Raw genomic sequence first — 16,701 nt, 5'->3', positions numbered from 1 at the left:
ACCGGCACCTGCACCACCTGCCACCGCCCCCTGCCCAGAACGGCCGCCACCAGCCCAAACCCAAGAGCCAGGCAAACCTAACGGAGTCCTACTAGCTAGCCATTGAGTGCCTCAGTTGGCTGTGACCGCGCTTCGGTGACAATCACGGCCAGTGCATCGGTGGTCCGTGCTTCGTCGAGGCGATCCTTCACGCAACCATGGTCGGGACCAATCGAGTCGTCGGTTGATTTCTTGAGAGGCAGAGGGCGCGTATGGACATTCGGCAGCTGGAGTACTTCCTTGCGATTGTCGATCGTGGGGGGTTCAACCGTGCGGCCTCGGCTCTGTACGTGTCGCAGCCGTCGCTGTCGCAGGCCGTGCGGGCACTGGAGCGTGATCTCGGCTCAGAGCTGTTCCATCGCATCGGGCGTAGGGCAGTCCTGACGGAGGCCGGAAGGGCCCTGATCGAGCCTGCCCGGGAGGCCGTGCGGAGTCTGGAGACGGCGCGGGCGAGTGTCGCGGCGGTGCATGAGCTGCGCGAAGGGCGCCTGGATGTGGCGTCGATGCCGTCGCAGGCCGTGGAGCCGCTGACGACCTTGGTGAGTGCCTTCAGCCACCGATATCCCGGCGTCTCTGTGGCCATCAAAGCGGCGTTCACCTCGCGTGAAGTGATCGACATGGTGCGCACGGGTGCCGTGGAGTTGGGGCTCTTGGCGTCCGCCGGTCCGGTCTCCGACAAGGAGGTCGTCTCACACGCGCTGGGGCGGCAGCGTTTTGTGCTGGTGGTGCCGGCCGACGGCCCGTTCGCTGATCGGACGGCGGTGGAGTACCGGGAGCTTGCGGGACAGCGGCTGATCGTCGGACAGCCGGGTACCGGGATGCGAGCGTACGTCGACGCGCTGCGGGAACAGGGCATCGAGTTCACTGTCGCCGCCGAGACCGAGCACCGCGTGTCGCTCATGCCCCTGGTACTGGCCGGGGTCGGGCTCGCGGTGGTCACGGATTCCTGGCGGGAGGTCGCCCGGCGGCTGGGCGCCCGCGTCCTGGACATCGAGCCGGAGACCACCTTGGACATCGCCCTCGTCAGCCGCCGCGGCAGCCTGTCGCCCGCAGCCGCCGCGTTCGTCACTGCCGCCACCTCGGCTGCCGACAGCTGATAGGCACCGCTTATAAGGCAGATCCGCTCTGCGTCTTGGACGCCCCACGGACAGCCTTGCTGCAATCGACGGCATGACGACGAACCACCGCATTGCCCTGATCCCCGGCGACGGCATCGGCGCCGAGGTACTGCCCCCAGCACGGCAGGTGCTCGATGTTCTCGGCCGCCGCCACGGCTTCACCCTGTCCTACACCTCGTACGACGACTGGTCGTGCGAGCGGTACCTGCGGGAGGGCGCCATGATGCCCGCCGACGGGATCGACCAGCTGCGCGACAAGGACGCGATTCTGCTGGGCGCGGTGGGATACCCGGGGGTGCCCGACCATGTCTCGCTGTGGGGGCTGCTGATCCCGATCCGGCGCAGCTTCCGTCAGTACGTCAACCTCCGGCCCATCCGTGTCTTCGAAGGCACCGACAGTCCGGTGCGCGGCGCACGGCCGGGCGAGGTCGATCTCGTCGTCGTGCGCGAGAACATGGAAGGCGAGTACAGCGAGGTCGGCGGCCGGCTCAACCGCGGCTTCCCGGACGAGATCGCCGTGCAGGAGGCCGTGTTCACCCGGGTCGGCGTCACACGCGTGCTGGACTACGCCTTCACGCTCGCCTCCCGGCGCGGCGGCCGCCTGACCTCCGCGACCAAGTCGAACGGCATCGTGCACACCATGCCGTTCTGGGACCAGCTCGTCACCGAGCGGGCCGCCTCGTTCCCGCAGGTCTCCTGGGACCAGGAGCACATCGACGCGCTCGCGGCCAAGTTTGTCCTCGAACCGGCCCGCTTCGACGTCGTCGTCGCCTCCAACCTCTTCGGCGACATCCTCAGCGACCTCGCGGCCGCGGTCGCCGGATCCATCGGCATCGCCCCGGCGGCCAACCTCAACCCCGAGCGGGACTTCCCCTCGATGTTCGAGCCGGTGCACGGCTCCGCGCCCGACATCGCGGGCCAGGGCATCGCCAACCCGCTGGGCGCGATCTGGTCCGCGGCCATGATGCTCGACCACCTCGGCCATCCCGCCGCGGCCAGGGACATCACGGACGCGATCGCCTCGGTCCTGGCCAAGAGCGATATCCGCACCCGTGACCTGGGCGGAACCGCGACCACCGCCGAGTTCACCGACAAGCTGATCGAGCTCCTCTGAGCCATCGCCCCAGCGGTGGGCGGCAGGAACGACGCCGCCCACCGCTCACCGGGCACTCCCGCGCGCCCGCTCCCCTTTCCCGAGCCGTGCCCCCACCGGCCCTCCCTCGTGGCGAGGCCGGTTCCGCGTCACCGTTGCGTCCCGTTCCTCAACGAGGAGTTCCTTGTCGATGCCGGTGAGCGCGGTGAAGCAGGCGGAAAGCCTGGGTTTGGTCACAGGCCGCACCAGCGCCTCACTGACGCCGCACCAACGCTTCGGACTCCTCGGCGACGGAGAAGCCCTCGTGCAGCTGAAGCCCTCGTGCAGCTGAAGCCGTCGTACAGCTGCAGCGCACTGATCTGCACGATCTCGCGAAGCTGTCCCGGTGCCGCCCAGTCCTGCTCGAGTGCCCCCTGCCATGACGTGGACTCAAGGCCGAACACGACGAACGTACGCAGGGCGTCTCCCGCTGGCACCGGTCGCCGCAAGGGTGCTCGGCGTGACGGCCGGTGTGCCCGTCAGGCGCCGGGAACGGCTGCTTCTTGCGTGTCCAGGACCAGCACCGCGACGTGCAGGGACGTGCGCTGCAGACCTGATTCCAGGTCGCAGCCGAGGAGCCGTTCGATGGTGTGGAGGCGCTGGTAGTACGCCTGCCGGGACATGCCGGCGCGTTTCGCCGCGACCGACTTGTTCCCGGCCGCCGCCAGATAGGCGCGCAGTGCCGGGAGCAGGTCGCCGCTGTTGCGGTTGTCGTGCTCGATGAGGCGGGTCAGTTGCCGTTCGGCGTACCTCTGAAGACGGGTGTCCTTGCGCAGGACGCCCAGCAACTCCGGCAGCCGGACGTCGGCGGGGACGTAGAACCACCGCTGTGGGGAGGCCGGTGTGATGGCCTCGGCGGTCTGCTCCGCCTCCTGCCACGACCGGGCGATCCCGGCAAGGTCGGTCACCCCGGGGCCGACGGCGACGACGGCCTCCGGTCCGAGCTCCTCCCGGGTCAGACGGCCGATCCGCTCGGCGACCGGCTGCCAGGCGCTCGCCTGTGCCAGGGCCAGAAGTACGCCGATCCGGCCCGGGGCCGTCTCGCCGACCAGGGCGCGGACGCCGGTCTGCGTCAGCGCCTTCGCGATCCGTTCGTCGAGGTGCTCACCCTCGGTGCCGGTGTACGTGTGGCGGATGACCAAGGCGAAGAGGCGGTGCCCGACGGCCGGCAGTCCCAGTGCCTCGGCGCGGGCGCGCGCGTCCGCGGGGGAGCGGAAACGGCGTTCGTGCAGGTCCCGCAGTACGGAGCGGTGGGCCCGGCGCTCCCACCAGGCCGGCCCGGCCAGGCGCGCCATGGTCAGCGCGACCGCCGCGCGCTCCAGCACCAGGACGTGTTCCGGGTCGGGCTCCGCGTTCAGCCGGCCCTCCAGCAGGACCAGCCGCCCCCACTGCCCGTGGTGGTCCTGCACCGGCGCGATCAGCCACCCCTCCGGGCCGCTCGGCGCGATCCTCTCCGGCGTCGGGGCGGCCCGCGAACGCCGCGACCAGGCCGACACCACCGGCTCGTACGGCCGCCCGAGCAGCTCGCACATCAGGACCCGGTGGGTGAGATCCTCCAGCACCACGGGGGCTCCGGTGAGCTCCGCGGTGGTGTGCACCAGTTCCTCGGGGTCCGCGCCCCGCAGCGTCAGGGCGGTGAAGATGTCCTGGATGTCCCTCCCGCGTCGCAGCAGGGCCCCCTGGGCGTCAAGGATGAGCGCGTGCACCGTCTGTGTGACGTCGATGAACCGGACGCCACGGGCCAGCTCGACCAGCGGCACTTCACGGGCACGGCACGCCGCCACCAGCTCGTCGGGCACCTTCCGGTACCGGTAACCGAGCTCCACGATCAGGCCGGCCGCGCCGACGTCGGCGAGCTGGTCGACGTAGCCTCGCAGCTCGGAGGCGTCCTCGGGATACGGCATGCCGGTCGTCAGCACCAGCTCGCCGCCCTCCAGGAAATCGGCGGGATTGAGCAGCTCGGTGACATGCACCCAGCGCACCGCGCTGTCCAGCTGTGACTCACCGGCCAGCACGCGCGGCATCCCTTCGGCGAGCACGGGCAGACGCAGTACCTCCGTGATGGTGGGGAAGTGCCCGGTTGCAGGACGTCTGGGCGGCATAGGGGGTGCTTTCATCCGAGGGGATCGGGCTCACCCTCGCACCGGCCACTGACCGTGACAAGAGGGTGCCGGCATTTTGTGCCGCCCGGCCGTCCGCAGTGACAGACCGTCTCGAGAAGGCCCCAAGGTGGAACACAGTGTGGGTTGACCTGCAGGTTCCCTCGGGTCGAAAGTGAACGCCATCCCCACCGGAACTCGAACCGGAAGGGTCCGCACGGTCTTCGCACCGTACTGGGGCCCGACTGCCACCCAGGCCACACCATCGAAAGGAGCGACCTCATGCGCATCCCGAAGCGTGTCGCCGTGATCGGTGCCGGCAGCATGGGCAGCCAGGCCATGTGGCGACTGGCGGCCCGCGGAGCCGAGGTCATCGGCTACGACCGGTACGCGCCGGGTCACGACCGCGGCGCGGCCGGGGGCGAGAGCCGCATCTTCCGAGCTGCCCACCTCGGCGAACCCGGGTACATTCCGCTGCTGCGGCTCGCGGACGGGCTGTGGGAGCAGCTCCAGGCGGAGACGGGCCGGTCGCTGCGACGCCGCAGCGGTTGCCTCGTGATGGGAGAGACCGCCTCACCGTCCATGAGCCTGCTCCTCTCCACCAGCGCCGCCCATGGGCTGGATCACGAGGTACTGGACCGGGAGGAACTTGCCCGCCGCTACCCGCAGCATCGTCTCCCGGACGAACACACCGCTGTCCTCGACCGGTTGGGCGCCATCATCAGGCCGGAGGCGTCGATCCAGGCGGCCGCCGGCCGTGCCGAGCAGCTGGGTGCCCGGCTGCACCGCTACACCACGGTGCGCGAGGTCGTCCCCGCGGCGGGCGGCGGGGTGCAGATCGTCACCGACCAGGGCACGGACCACGTGGACGCCGCCGTGGTGACCGTGGGCCCCTGGATCAACACCCTGCTCCCGGACCTTCCCCGGACCGTCGACGTCCGCCGGGTGGTCTGCTCCTGGCACCTGCCCACCCGCCACGACTGGTTCGCGGGCGGGGCCCCTTCCTTCGTGCGCGCCACACCCCACGACTGCTTCGGGATCCCGTCGCCCGACGGCGTCTCCGTCAAGCTTGGTCTCTCCTTCAAATACCATGCGCCGGTGCCCGAGCCCGAACGGCTCGACCGTACGGTCCGCCCCGAAGAACTCGGCACCTTCCGCGAGCTCATCGGTGAACTCATGCCCGACCTGAACCCCGACCCCATCAGGATGTCGGCCTACATGGAGGGCTACACCGGCTCCGGAAACCCGCTCGTCGGTCATCTCCCCGGCGAGGACGACATCATCGTCATGGCCGGATTCTCCGGCAGCGGCTTCAAGTTCTCGCCCGCGATGGGAGAGATCGCCGCCGACCTGGCGCTCGACGGCACCACTGATCACCCCGTCGACTTCCTTGCCCCGGCAGGAGTCGGCGCCGCCTGATCCCCGGCGATGTCGACGGCATCGCCCCACCACCTCGACACCTCTGTCATGGGCATGCCCGAAAAGGCCCGCACCCACCCGTAACCAGTCCCCAGAAGCAAAGACAGGAGCATCCTCATGCCCATTCCCTCGTTCCAGTTCCGCCCGAAGTACGTCTCGTTCGACTGCTACGGCACGTTGATCGAGTGGCCGATGACCCCCATCACGCGTGAACTCGTCGGCGACCAGATCCCGGCCGAGCACTGGGACCAGTTCGTCAAGGAGTTCCGCGGCTACCGCTACGACTCGGTCCTTGGCAAGTACTACCCCTACGAGCAGACTCTGCAGGACGCCTTCGAGGGGGTCTGCCGCAAGTGGGGCGTGAAGGCCGCCCCGGACGCCGGCAAGCGGTTCGCCGACGGCGTGCGCAGCTGGGGCCCGCACGCGGATGTGCCGGAACCGCTGAAGAAGATGGGCGAGAACTACAAGCTGGTGATCCTCTCCAACGCCGAGGACGCCTTCCTCGAGGAGAGCGTGCCCCGGCTCGGGGCGGACTTCCACGCGGTCTTCACCGCGGAGCAGGCCGGCTACTACAAGCCCCGGTACGCAGCGTTCGAGTACATGCTCGACCAGCTCGACGCGTCCCCCGAGGACTTCGTGCACGTCTCCTCGCACACCCGCTACGACCTGATGCCGATGCACGACATGGGCTTCCGCAACCTCGTCCTCCTGGACCGTGGCAGCGACCCGGTCACCCACGGTTACGACTACGTGACGGTGAAGTCCCTGGACGAGCTCAACACCATGCTCGGCATCTGACTCGCGACGCATCGTCCCGAACGGACAGCCCCGAAGGACCCCGCCGAGCTTGTCGGCGACGCCCGCGTAGAACTTGAAGTGCCGGGCCGAGAGCGACGTCTTCAGCCCGGTCCATCGACCCGGCCGACGGCGGGGAGCACACGGTCCAGGCCCCGGCCGACGGGCGGATCTTCTACGGCATGCACGGCCGCACCGATTCGTCCCCGGGGAACTGGCCGCCCTGGCCATCTCGTGGGACCCCGACACGGCCACGCAGCCCGACACCTTCCCGGCCCCCCGGGACTGGGATCCGACGAGTCGGATCCCCGCCCTTGGACCCGCATCCCAGCCGCCCCTCTTTCCCCTCAGCACAGCCCCCAGGAGGCACACGATGAATGATGCCCGGATCGACCGCAGACTGTTCCTGCGCGGAATAGGCGGGGTCACGGCGGGTGTCGCCGCCGCGACCGCTCTCAGCGGCTGCGGTACCGGCACGAGCCGGTCCGTCGCCGGCGGCGGAGGCAAGGGCGGCGGGAAGACGGTGGTCGTCCGCGACAGCGGCGGTTCCTACGGCGCTGCCCTGCAGAAGGCGATCTACACGCCGTTCACGCAGGAGACCGGCATCCAGGTGAAGGTGCTGAACCTGGACGACGCCCCGCTGCTCGCCCAGATCAAGCAGGGCCGCCCACAGTGCGACCTCATCAACAACGCGATGATGTCTCACTACAAGTACGTGGCGCAGGACGCCCTGGAGACGCTGGACCCCGACCGGATCAAGAGCCTGAAGAGCGCGAAGATCCCCCAGAACCAGATCACCGAGCACGCCATCGGCAACAGTTTCTACGGTCAGTGCATCGCGTACCGCACCGACGCCTTCGGCGGCAAGAAGCCGGAGTCGTGGGCGGACTTCTGGGACACCAAGGCGTTCAAGGGCGCCCGCGCGATGGTCCACCCGGACGGCGACCTGCCCGAGCTGGAGTTCGCGCTGCTGGCCGACGGCGTCCCGATGGACAAGCTGTACCCGCTCGATGTGGATCGCGCCTTCAAGGTGCTGACCCGGCTGCGGCCCCACATCAAGAAGTTCTGGGACAGCGGCCCGCTGCCCGGTGTGCTGCTGAGCCGTCAGGAGGTGACGATGTCGACCGTCTGGGACGGCCGGGTCGCTGATCTGAAGAAGCAGGGCATCCCGGTCGAGCGGCAGCTCAACGGCATGCGCCGCCAGTTCCAGGGATATGCCATCGCCAAGGGCGCGGCCAACGTGGACGGCGCCTACAAGCTGATGGACTTCTCGCTGCGTGCGGAGGTTCAGGCGGCGCTGGCCAAGGCATTCCCCTCGAACCCGTCCTCCCCGCTGGCCTACGCCAAGCTCACCGAGGACGAGCGCAACGCTCTGGCGGGTGCGCCGAAATACTACGACAAGGGTTTCGACGCGGACGTCGACTGGTGGCTGAAGAACGAAGCGGCCGTCACCAAGCGCTGGTTGGAGTGGGCTCGTGGCTGATTTCGGTGTGGTCGAACCGTCGGTGAAGGTGGCGGGCGGCAAGTCGGCCACCCCGACCGGCAAATCGCTGTCGGTGGTGGCTCTGCGCAAGACGTACGGGGATGTCGTCGCGGTCGACGAGGCGTCCATGGAGATCGCGGCCGGGGAGTTCGTCACCTTCCTCGGCGCCTCGGGGTCGGGCAAGACCACGACCCTGATGATGGTCGCCGGGTTCTGCGAGCCGGACTCCGGCACCATCACCGTCGGAGGCCGTGACGTCACCCGGCTCGCGCCGCAGAAGCGGGGCCTGGGTTTCGTCTTCCAGCAGTACCTGCTCTTCCCGCACATGACGGTCCGTGAGAATGTCGCCTTCCCGCTCACGCTGCGCGGGGTGGCGAAGGACGAGATCCGCAGGCGGGTCGGGGAGACGCTGGAGATCGCGGGCCTGTCCGGCTTCGGCGGCCGCAAGCCGCGCGAGCTGTCCGGCGGTCAGCAGCAGCGGGTCGCCCTGTGCCGGGCACTGGTCTACCGCCCGCCGGTCATCCTCATGGACGAACCGCTCGGCGCCTTGGACAAGAAGCTCCGCGACCAGCTCCAGGTCGAGATCAAGACCATCCAGCAGGAACTGGGCCTGACCGTCATCTACGTGACGCACGACCAGGAGGAAGCGCTGGTCATGTCCGACCGCATCGCGGTGATGCGCAACGGCCTGATCGAGCAGTTCGACACCCCCCGGGAACTGTTCGAGCGGCCGAAGACCCCCTTCGTCGCGGACTTCCTCGGCGCGGCCAACTTCCTGCCCGGCCGCATCGAGCAGCACACCGACACGCACACCCTGGTCCGCCTCGACGGCAGTGGCGGCCTGCTGAAGGCGCGCCGCCACCAGATGCCCTCCGGCACCGAGGTCAAGGTCGCCGTGCAGCCGGGCCGGCTGCGGGCCTGCGCCACCGACGACGGCTTCTGTACTGGCACGGTGGAGACCGCCACCTACGTCGGCACCCTGGTCCGCGCGGGCGTGCGGATCGACGGCGGGGAGGCGTCGCTGCTGCGCCTGGAAGTACCGGCCGGCCGGGGTCCCGTCGCCGGCGAGCGGGTCGGGATCACCGCCGACCCCGACGACGTCAACCTCTTCCTCACCGAACAGGGCGGGTGAGTCATGGCCGCCCTCACCGCCACCGCCCCCGCCCGTCCGCGCAAGCTCCTGGCTTCGCGCAAGACCCGGGTCGGGATCCTCTACGCGCTGCCGGTCGTCGTCTATCTGCTGGTGCTGTTCGTCTACCCGATCTTCAGCACGCTGCTGCTCAGTCTGAAGAACGCCGACGGATCGCTCACCCTGCACTGGTACGTCGACGCGTTGACCGGGGTCAATCTTTCGGTACTGTTCACGACGCTGCGGATCTCGGCGGAGACGGCGCTGTTCAGCCTCGTCTTCGGGTTCATTCTGGCGAACGCGATCTCGCGGCTGAAGCCCATGTGGGCCGGAGTGGCGATGCTGGTCGTGGTCGTCCCGCACTTCATCAGCGCTCTGGTGCGCACCTACGGCTGGATCATCCTGCTGGGTGACAAGGGCCTGGTGAACGAGACCCTGGGCGGCCTGTCGGTGCCGGGGGCGCCGTTCCAGCTGCTCTACAACGAGATCGGCGTGGTCATCGGCACCACCTCCATGATGCTGCCCTACACCGTGCTGCTGCTGTACGGCGTGATGCGCGGTGTGGACCGGCGGCTGCTGGCGGCCGCGGCCAGCATGGGCGCCGGACGCGTGACGATCTTTTGCCGGGTCTACCTGCCGCTGGTCGCCCCCGGTCTTGCCAGTGCCGGACTGCTCAGCTTCATCCTGTCGCTGGGCTACTACATCACCCCGGCCCTGATGGGCGGACCCAAGCAGACGATGATCGCCACCCTCATCAACCAGCAGGTGACCAAGGACAACCAGTGGAACGGGGCGGCCGCTCAGGGGGTCATCCTGCTGCTGCTGACCATCGCCGGACTCCTGCTGGTCAAGCTCGTCAGCTCCTTCGGCGCCAGCCGTAAGAAGAGGAGCGCGTCATGATGGAGCTGCGCAAGACCCTCGCCGGGCGGATCGCCCTGACCGCCATCGCCACCGTGATCCTGCTGTTCCTGGCGCTGCCGATCGTCGTCATCGTCGTCACCTCCTTCAGCAACAACGCCTTCGCGGCCTTTCCGCCGCAAGCGTGGACGCTGAACTGGTACAAGGCGCTGTTCGCCGACGGCAGCAAGTGGCCGGCCGCGCTGTCACTGAGCGCCCTGGTCGCCGCCCTGAGCACCGTCTTCTCCCTCATCATCGGCGTGACCGCGGCAACCGCCCTCACCCGCAGCCAACTCCCGCTGCGCTCCGCCGTCTACGCCCTGGTCCTCGGACCGCTGCTCATCCCTCAGGTCGTCACCGCGCTGGGCCTGTTCCTGCTCTTCGAGCCCGCCGCGATGCTCGGCAGCCCGCTCGCCATCGCCCTCGGACACACCGTGCTGGCCTCGCCGATCGCGGTACTCATCCTGATCGCGACCCTGCGCGGCATCGACGAACGCCTCGAGGACGCAGCCGCCAGCATGGGCGCCGGCCGCCTCACGATCGCCCGGCGGATCACCTTCCCCCTCGCCGCACCCGGAATGATCGCCGCGACGATCTTCTCCTTCATCACCAGCTTCGACGAGTTCTACATCTCCCAGTTCCTCTCCTCGGTCGACACCGTCACCCTGCCCGTGCAGGTCTACAACTCCCTCACCTTCGAGATCGACCCCAGCGTGACCGCGGTCAGCGCCATCCTCATCGCCTTCGCCATCCTCGCCCTCGGACTGGTGGCCCTCGTGCGCTGGCTCGGCACCGGCCGACAGGAATCCCTGCTCTCGGTCGAGAACACCGTAGGAGTCGCCAACCCCGGAGGTGAGACCGTGTGACCACCGCCACCGCTCAGCTGACCGCCAACACCGTGAACGTCCTCCCCGTCGAACCGTTCCTGGGGACTGAGCGGGAGCGAGTCCGTTCAGCCGCGCGCCCCGAACGGTCTTGGGCGAGCTGGTCCCCGGCGTACTCGACCCCGGGGCGGCGACACGCATCCTGTGCGTGGTCCGGGCCCGGGAGGCCAGTTCCCTCACGACCTGGCCAATTGGGTACGGCCAGGGGCGACGGGGAGGCCCTGAACCATCCTCTGGTGGAGCAGGGGCCCCGCACGCTGACGCCGTACCCGGTGTCCCAGGTCGCACGATCACGTTAGCCCGATCAGCCCAGGGCACCGCAAGCCCGCAAGCGGACGATCACACGATCGAGCTAATTCGGCCCTTGTGTGCACTCCTTGGTGAGCAGCTCCAACCCCTCAGCTGAGCCTTGCGCCGGCACAGGCCGCGCTACCGCTGACAGTGCCGTCGGCCGGGCGCCTGGTGGTGCCCGGCAGCGACCCACTTCGAAACTCCCCGCAGAGGACCCGAAATGAAGACGATTCCCTACTGGATAGAAACCGCTGGGGCGTTTCCCGACCGGTCCGGCAAGCCGCTGACCGAGGACACCGACCTGGTGGTCGTCGGCGCCGGCCTGACGGGCCTGTCCACCGCCCTCCACTCCGCCCGCAAGGGCGCCCGCGTCACCCTTCTCGAGAAGGGCCAGATCGGCTCCGGTGCCTCCGCGCGCAACGGCGGCATGGCCAACCTGGGCTTCACCATCGGCGTACGCCAGGCCATCCGCCGCTACGGACTCGAACGCGCCCGCGAGATCTACAACTCCTACGGCAAGGCCGTGGACACCGTCGAGCGGCTCGTGAACGAGGAGTCCATCGACTGCCAGTTCAGTCGCGTCGGACGCCTGGTCGTCGCATCCCGCCCCGCCCACTTCGAAGGCAAGAAGGCCCAACAGCGCGACTTGGCCAAGTACTTCGGACACGAGACCACCCTGGTCGGCAAGTCCGAGCTGCGTTCCGAGATCGGCTCCGACGCCTACCACGGCGGCCTGCTCGACCCGTTCAGCGCCGCACTGCACGTCGGCCGCTTCGTGCGCGGCATGGCCGAGGCGTGCGAGCGCACCGGTGTCGAGATCCACGAGCGCAACGCGGCCATCGGCGTGCGGCGTACCGCCGCCGGCCGGTTCGAGGTCAGCACCGAGCGCGGTGTCATCCGTGCCGGGCAGGTCATGATGGCCACCGACGCCTACACCGACAAGAACTTCCCGTGGCTGCGCCGCCAACAGGTCTGCGTGGGCAGCTTCATCATCGTCACCGAGCCGCTCGGCGAGGAACTCGCCCGGGACATCATCCCCAAGGCCCGCCTCATCGTCGACTCCAACCAGGTCTGCCACTACTTCCGGCTCACCCCGGACAACCGGCTGCTGTTCGGCGGCCGCGCCCGCTTCGCACCGTCCGACCCCACCTCGGACAAGAAGAGCGCAGCCGTCCTGTTCCGTGACATGTGCGAGATCTTCCCCCAGCTCGCCCGGACCAAGATCGAGTACGTGTGGGGCGGCTCCGTCGGTTTCGCGAGGGACCGCATCGTGCACGCCGGGCAGAGCGAGGACGGCGTCCACTACTCCATGGGGTACGCCGGCCACGGCGTGCAGATGGCCACGCACATGGGACAGGTCATGGCCGAGGTGATGGACGGCCACCCCGAGGTCAGCCCCGTCCGCGACATCGCCCCGCCCCGCATCCCCCTCTACAACGGCACCGCCTGGTTCCTTCCCTTCGCGGGCGCCTACTACAAGACGCTGGACCGCATCCGCTGACCGGTCGGCAGCCCCTCTACACACACAAGGAGATACCCACGATGACTGTCGTCCGTGATGTTCCCAAGCAGCTGTTCATCGGCGGTGGCTGGCAGGACGCGGAGTCCGGCCGGACCCTTTCCGTCGACAACCCGGCCACCGGCGAGGAACTGTGCCAGGTCGCCGACGCCTCACCCGCGGACGGCCGGCGCGCCGTCGAGGCGGCGGTCGCCGCACAGGCCGCCTGGGCCGCCACCGCGCCCCGGGCGCGCAGCGAGATCCTGCGCCGCGCCTACGACACCATCATCGCGCGCACCGAGGACCTCGCGCTGCTGATGACCCTGGAGATGGGCAAGCCCCTGGCCGAGGCCCGTGCCGAAGTCGCCTACGGCGCCGAGTTCTTCCGCTGGTTCTCCGAGGAAGCCGTCCGTATCGACGGCGGCATGATGACCGCCCCCGACGGCAGGAACCGTCTGCTGGTCACCCGCCAGCCGGTCGGCCCCTGCCTGCTCATCACCCCCTGGAACTTCCCCCTGGCCATGGGCACCCGCAAGATCGGCCCCGCCATCGCCGCCGGCTGCACCATCGTCCTCAAACCCGCCCCCCAGACCCCCCTGACCAGCCTCGCCCTCGCCGCGATCCTCAAGGAAGCCGGTCTGCCCGACGGCGTCCTCAACATCATCGTCACCACCGACGCCGCCGGTGTCGTCGAGCCGCTGCTGCGCGGCGGACAGATCCGCAAGCTCTCCTTCACCGGCTCCACCCAGGTCGGCCGGATCCTGCTGGCCCAGTGCGCCGACACCGTCATCCGCACCTCCATGGAACTGGGCGGCAACGCCCCCCTCATCGTCTTCGACGACGCCGACCTCGACGTCGCCGTCGAAGGCACCATGGTCGCCAAGATGCGCAACATGGGCGAATCCTGCTGCGCCGCCAACCGTATCTACGTCCACACCTCCATCGCCGAGGAGTTCGCCACCCGCCTCGCCGCCCGCATGGCCGCCCTGACCGTCGGCGACGGCACCGAACCCGGCATCGACGTCGGCCCCCTCATCGACGCGGCCGGCCGCAGCAAGGCCCACGACCTGGTGCGCGACGCGGTCAAGCGTGGCGCCACCGTCCTGACCGGCGGCGAACTCCCCGAAGGGCCGGGCTGCTTCTACCCGCCCACCGTCCTCACCGGCATCGCCCCCGACTCCACGATCATCGACACCGAGATCTTCGGCCCCGTCGCCGCGATCCGTACCTTCGACACCGAGGACGAAGCCGTCGCGGCCGCCAACGACACCGAATTCGGCCTTGCCGCCTACCTGTTCAGCCAGAACCTCAACCGTGCCCTGCGCGTCGCCGAACGCCTCGAAAGCGGCATGATCGGCCTCAACACCGGCCTGGTCTCCAACCCCGCCGCCCCCTTCGGCGGCGTCAAGCAGTCCGGCCTCGGCCGCGAAGGCGGACGCGTCGGCATCGACGAGTTCCTGGAGTACAAGTACATAGCCGTCCCCGTCGGAGCCTGACATGCCCGAGCGACTCGTCGTCCTCTACCGGGGCAACCGGCCCCCCGCCACCGGACTCATCGAACGACTGGCGGACACCGTCTACGCCACCGAGGAGGAACTGCCCTACCTCCTCCCCGGTGCCGACGCCCTCCTGGCCTGGGTCACCATCACCCCGGCCATCCGCGAGGCCTGGCCCGACAACCCGGACAAGGCACCCCGCTGGGTTCACGCGGCCTCCGCGGGCGTGGACTCGTTCCTGTTCCCCGCGCTGGTGGACGATCCGGGCATTGTCCTGACCAACGCCCGCGGGGTCTACGACCAGCCGACGGCCGAGTACGTCCTCGGCCTGATCCTCGCCCTCGCCAAGGACTTCCCCGGCACCTGGGAGCACCAGCGGCGCCGCGAGTGGCGTCCGCGCCCCAGTGACGGCATCACCGGTCGCACCGTGCTGGTCTGGGGAACGGGGCCGATCGGCCGGGCCATCGCCCGGCTGCTGCGCGCCGTCGGGATGCATGTGTGCGGCGCGGGCCGCAAGGCCCGCACGGGCGACCCCGACTTCGGCACGGTCCACGGTGCGACGACCCGGCGCTCCGCCCTGACGGAAGCGGACTACGTCGTCCTGGCCGCGCCCCTCACCCAGGACACCCGGGGCATGGTCGACGCCTCCATGCTCGCCGCCATGAAACCGGGGGCACGGCTGATCAACGTAGGCCGGGGCGGACTCGTCGACGAGGAGGCGCTGGTCGACCACCTCGCCGCCGGACAGCTCGCCGGTGCAGCCCTGGACGTGTTCGCCCAGGAACCGCTGCCTGCCGAATCACCCCTGTGGGACATGCCCGGCGTGATGATCTCCCCGCACACGGCGGGCGAGACCACCACCGAGCGGGAGGCGCTCGTCGAGGTGTTCCTCGACAACCTCACCCGGCACATCGAGGGCCGGCCGCTGCGCAACGTGGTGGACAAGCGGCGCGGATACGTGGTCGACGAGACGCACCCCGCCTGAGGGCGAGCAGCACGCGCCCCGGCCGGTGACTCCTACCGGCCGGGGCGCGTGCTACTCGTCTTTCCCTCGTCCCAGTACGCTGCCCGTTGTCACGACCAGCAATGAGTGAGGCCTGCGTCGGCTGCTTGAGAGCCTCTGACCTGCCTGCCCCGAGCTCAACGGGTGTCCGTATCGCTGGTGATCGGTACCAGTGGCCAGCCGGGTGGCAGGGGTGCGTCACCGCTGTCCGGGATGCGGCGCTGCGTGCCTCCAGTGGTGCTTGGTCAGGTTCGTTCGCCGACGGCTTTCTGGTTGTGGTGCGCGCCGTTGCCCTTACGGTGTCGCACGCTCGACCGTGACCGTGTCGTCGAACCGGCCGCCACGTTCCGCTGCCGCTTGCGCGAGGCGCTGGAGAACCGGCGGCAGGCTTCGCCACTCACCGCCCGCGGGCCGCGGGCACGGAGAACCCCTTCGATCTGGGACTCCCCGTGCGCACGCTGCTTTCTGCGCGGCGACGCCGAGCAGCACGGATGGGACCGGGCGGCAGCCGCCCGGTCCCATCGCCTCGTACCCCATCGCTGAGCTGGATTTCTGCCACAGCGCGTGCCTCAGGGCATCGAGGACATGCGCCCTTTTGGGCAGGTTGCCGACGGCGAGAGGTCTCGACGACGATCGGGCCCTGCGGCATCGGCGTTACGACACGGTCAGGTAGATCTTCCGCACGGTTTCGATGGTCTTCCAGACACCGACGTAGCCCGGCTTCATGACAAAGCTGTCGCCTGCCTTGTAGACCACCGGCTCGCCGCCTTCCGGCGTGAGTTCGACGACGCCGGAGAGGATGTGGCAGAACTCGAAGGTCTCGCCCTTGATCGAGCGCGTCTCGCCGGGCGTGGCTTCCCAGACACCCGTTTTGATCGTTTCCCCGCGGGCGGCGTCCTGGGCCCAGGTCTTGTAAGCCGGGTCACCGGAAATCAGGCGTTCCGGCAGCGGGCCGGACTCCTGGGGTGCGAAGGAGGGGTTGGGATCGATGGTCTTCAGCAGCGACATGCTTTTCCTTCTACTGGTTGTGGGAACGACGCAAATCGGGAGCGGACATACCAGGCGTCATCGGGCCGATTTCGACCAGGCTCATCGCGCATCTCGGACCAGGGCATGACGGCTGCCCGCCACGGTCTCGGCGTGCAGCAGGTCGGCGAGCCTCTCGGCGGGCAGGCCCTTCTCGTGGGCGAGTTGGGCCACTCACGGCCGGCGGCGCACAGATGGGTGTGGAGTCCGACACGAAGTGCCGGACGATCGGCTCGAAGGCGTTGAGGTGGTGCTGTCCGGCCTCCGCCGCCATGGTGATGGTGACGGTGTGCCGATCACCGAAGGCGACCTGATGGGCGGCCTCGGCAGTCACCGGATTGACCTTGCCCGGGCATGATGCTCGAACGAGCCTGCACCGGCGGCGTGGATCA

13 protein-coding genes and 2 pseudogenes are annotated in these 16,701 nt (G+C 69.1%); 11 read left to right on the top strand and 4 right to left on the bottom strand.

Features of this window, described 5'->3' with window-relative positions:
* Positions 1–251 precede the first annotated feature (251 nt).
* Complete coding sequence (locus tag ACFYO2_RS45875) at positions 252–1,136, top strand: LysR substrate-binding domain-containing protein (protein WP_388362424.1); 885 nt, start codon at positions 252–254, stop codon at positions 1,134–1,136.
* A gap of 73 nt (positions 1,137–1,209) precedes the next feature.
* Positions 1,210–2,271, top strand: coding sequence for a tartrate dehydrogenase (locus tag ACFYO2_RS45870; protein ID WP_388362421.1), 1,062 nt, complete (start codon positions 1,210–1,212; stop codon positions 2,269–2,271).
* A gap of 159 nt (positions 2,272–2,430) precedes the next feature.
* Here ACFYO2_RS45870 and ACFYO2_RS45865 read toward each other — a convergent pair.
* Together ACFYO2_RS45865 and ACFYO2_RS45860 are read right to left on the bottom strand one after the other, a co-directional pair.
* A pseudogene (locus tag ACFYO2_RS45865) lies at positions 2,431–2,708 on the bottom strand (exonuclease); the annotation flags it as partial.
* Positions 2,709–2,768: 60 nt separating this feature from the next.
* Positions 2,769–4,391: a PucR family transcriptional regulator gene (locus ACFYO2_RS45860; RefSeq protein WP_388362418.1), complete on the bottom strand. Its 1,623-nt coding sequence runs from the start codon at positions 4,389–4,391 to the stop codon at positions 2,769–2,771.
* 279 nt (positions 4,392–4,670) lie between these two features.
* On the opposite strand from ACFYO2_RS45860, the gene solA reads away from it, so the two are divergent.
* From solA to ACFYO2_RS45815, 9 genes are all read left to right on the top strand, one after another.
* A complete protein-coding gene (gene solA / locus ACFYO2_RS45855) occupies positions 4,671–5,807 on the top strand; it encodes an N-methyl-L-tryptophan oxidase (protein ID WP_388362415.1) in 1,137 nt (378 codons plus the stop codon).
* A 117-nt stretch (positions 5,808–5,924) separates the two neighbouring features.
* Positions 5,925–6,605 (top strand): haloacid dehalogenase type II, encoded by a 681-nt coding sequence (locus ACFYO2_RS45850; RefSeq protein WP_388362413.1) that lies wholly within the window; start codon positions 5,925–5,927, stop codon positions 6,603–6,605.
* A gap of 370 nt (positions 6,606–6,975) precedes the next feature.
* The gene (locus ACFYO2_RS45845) at positions 6,976–8,085 is read left to right on the top strand and encodes an ABC transporter substrate-binding protein (RefSeq protein WP_388362410.1); all 1,110 of its coding nucleotides are present in this window, start codon (positions 6,976–6,978) and stop codon (positions 8,083–8,085) included.
* Positions 8,078–9,217 (top strand): ABC transporter ATP-binding protein, encoded by a 1,140-nt coding sequence (locus tag ACFYO2_RS45840; protein ID WP_388362407.1) that lies wholly within the window; start codon positions 8,078–8,080, stop codon positions 9,215–9,217. Before ACFYO2_RS45845 ends, ACFYO2_RS45840 begins: the two co-directional genes overlap by 8 nt.
* Positions 9,218–9,220: 3 nt before the next feature.
* The gene (locus ACFYO2_RS45835) at positions 9,221–10,114 is read left to right on the top strand and encodes an ABC transporter permease (RefSeq protein WP_388362404.1); all 894 of its coding nucleotides are present in this window, start codon (positions 9,221–9,223) and stop codon (positions 10,112–10,114) included.
* Positions 10,111–10,977 carry an ABC transporter permease gene (locus ACFYO2_RS45830; protein WP_388362401.1) on the top strand — a complete coding sequence of 289 codons (867 nt, stop codon included), beginning with the start codon at positions 10,111–10,113 and terminating at the stop codon, positions 10,975–10,977. The genes ACFYO2_RS45835 and ACFYO2_RS45830 overlap by 4 nt, the downstream gene beginning before the upstream one ends.
* 529 nt (positions 10,978–11,506) lie before the next feature.
* Entirely contained in the window at positions 11,507–12,787 is a 1,281-nt protein-coding gene (locus tag ACFYO2_RS45825; RefSeq protein WP_388362398.1) for an NAD(P)/FAD-dependent oxidoreductase, read from the top strand.
* 41 nt (positions 12,788–12,828) lie between these two features.
* Positions 12,829–14,280, top strand: a complete 1,452-nt coding sequence (locus ACFYO2_RS45820) for an NAD-dependent succinate-semialdehyde dehydrogenase (RefSeq protein WP_388362395.1) — start codon at positions 12,829–12,831, stop codon at positions 14,278–14,280.
* 1 nt (position 14,281) lies between these two features.
* The gene (locus ACFYO2_RS45815; protein WP_388362392.1) at positions 14,282–15,265 is read left to right on the top strand and encodes a D-2-hydroxyacid dehydrogenase; all 984 of its coding nucleotides are present in this window, start codon (positions 14,282–14,284) and stop codon (positions 15,263–15,265) included.
* Positions 15,266–15,937: 672 nt separating this feature from the next.
* On the opposite strand, the gene ACFYO2_RS45810 is transcribed toward ACFYO2_RS45815, so the two are convergent.
* Positions 15,938–16,291: a cupin domain-containing protein gene (locus tag ACFYO2_RS45810; RefSeq protein ID WP_359634958.1), complete on the bottom strand. Its 354-nt coding sequence runs from the start codon at positions 16,289–16,291 to the stop codon at positions 15,938–15,940.
* 220 nt (positions 16,292–16,511) lie between these two features.
* A pseudogene (gene aspA, locus ACFYO2_RS45805) lies at positions 16,512–16,692 on the bottom strand (aspartate ammonia-lyase); the annotation flags it as partial.
* Positions 16,693–16,701 lie beyond the last annotated feature (9 nt).

The organism is Streptomyces sp. NPDC006602 (assembly GCF_042870385.1).
In the GTDB taxonomy this organism is placed as follows: Bacteria; Actinomycetota; Actinomycetes; order Streptomycetales; family Streptomycetaceae; genus Streptomyces.
Note: the sequence above shows the minus strand (reverse complement) of the source record. Positions and strands in the feature narration are given on the sequence as shown.

Coding starts and splice junctions, on each gene's coding strand:
- ACFYO2_RS45830 (WP_388362401.1), top strand. CDS start 10,111: ATGATGGAGCTGCGCAAGACCCTCGCCGGGCGGATCGCCCTGACCGCC.
- ACFYO2_RS45860 (WP_388362418.1), bottom strand. CDS start 4,391: ATGCCGCCCAGACGTCCTGCAACCGGGCACTTCCCCACCATCACGGAG.
- ACFYO2_RS45870 (WP_388362421.1), top strand. CDS start 1,210: ATGACGACGAACCACCGCATTGCCCTGATCCCCGGCGACGGCATCGGC.
- ACFYO2_RS45835 (WP_388362404.1), top strand. CDS start 9,221: ATGGCCGCCCTCACCGCCACCGCCCCCGCCCGTCCGCGCAAGCTCCTG.
- ACFYO2_RS45875 (WP_388362424.1), top strand. CDS start 252: ATGGACATTCGGCAGCTGGAGTACTTCCTTGCGATTGTCGATCGTGGG.
- ACFYO2_RS45810 (WP_359634958.1), bottom strand. CDS start 16,291: ATGTCGCTGCTGAAGACCATCGATCCCAACCCCTCCTTCGCACCCCAG.
- ACFYO2_RS45815 (WP_388362392.1), top strand. CDS start 14,282: ATGCCCGAGCGACTCGTCGTCCTCTACCGGGGCAACCGGCCCCCCGCC.
- solA (WP_388362415.1), top strand. CDS start 4,671: ATGCGCATCCCGAAGCGTGTCGCCGTGATCGGTGCCGGCAGCATGGGC.
- ACFYO2_RS45825 (WP_388362398.1), top strand. CDS start 11,507: ATGAAGACGATTCCCTACTGGATAGAAACCGCTGGGGCGTTTCCCGAC.
- ACFYO2_RS45820 (WP_388362395.1), top strand. CDS start 12,829: ATGACTGTCGTCCGTGATGTTCCCAAGCAGCTGTTCATCGGCGGTGGC.
- ACFYO2_RS45845 (WP_388362410.1), top strand. CDS start 6,976: ATGAATGATGCCCGGATCGACCGCAGACTGTTCCTGCGCGGAATAGGC.
- ACFYO2_RS45850 (WP_388362413.1), top strand. CDS start 5,925: ATGCCCATTCCCTCGTTCCAGTTCCGCCCGAAGTACGTCTCGTTCGAC.